This window comes from Lamprobacter sp. (assembly GCF_034860625.1).
Classification (GTDB): Bacteria; Pseudomonadota; Gammaproteobacteria; order Chromatiales; family Chromatiaceae; genus Lamprobacter.
In genome coordinates, this window is record NZ_JAYESN010000677.1 from 1 (window position 1) to 808 (window position 808).

Annotated in this window: 1 pseudogene; it reads right to left on the bottom strand. The window is 69.6% G+C overall.

The features are described from left to right. Positions 1 to 808: pseudogene (locus VBE63_RS30715) on the bottom strand (exodeoxyribonuclease V subunit gamma); the annotation flags it as partial.

Genomic DNA, 808 nt, shown 5'->3' on the forward strand with positions numbered 1-808 from the left:
GGGCCAGTGCGAGACCAGGTGGTACCAGCTGAGCTGGTTGTGCTTGATCAGCTCGCTCGGCTGCAAGCGCAGTTGCAAGCGCTCGCCCTGCGCGTTGGCGCGCAGCCCGGTCAGGCTGTCCTCGAGCAGCAGGTCGTCGGCGCTGAGGCTCAGGGCGCGGATCGGGATGGCGTTCGGATACTCGGCCAGCAGCGCGCGATATCGTTGCAGCGGCGTGGCGAACTGGGCCTGCAGGTTCTCGCGCCAGTCGACATCGAAGGGGGCTAGCGGCAAGTCGCCGGCGCGGGCGAGCCGATCCACCGCCTGCTGCAGACAGCGCTCGCTGGCGATCCCAGGCTGAGCCACGAGTTGTCGTTCGACCTGCTGCAGGATGGCCGCGCGCAGTCCCCAGCGCTGCAGCCCGTCGAAGTCGAACGGCTCGTCGTTGGCGTCGGTCTCGGCGGCGACCTCCAGGTGTAGAGCCAGGCGTTGGCTGTAGAAGGTGCGCAGCGGATGGCGCAGGAATCGGCCCAGGGTCTGTAGGTTGATCGGTCCATCGAAGGTCGGCTTGGAGAGTCGCGGCGGGCGTTCCGGGAACAGCGGCACGGGTGAGGCGGCGCCCTCGACGGGCGTCGAGGCCGGATAGAGCGCACGCCACTCGCTGGCATAGGTAAAGAGCCCTGGGTCGCGCCCGGGCTCGAAGTAGCGCCGGCTGAACGGCTGCAGCGGATGGCTGCGGGTCAGGGCCGCGAGCAGGGCCTGGCCGGAGGTGTCAGCGCCGGGTTCTGCGGCCTCGGGCGCCAACCGCCAACCGGCAGCAAGGTGATCA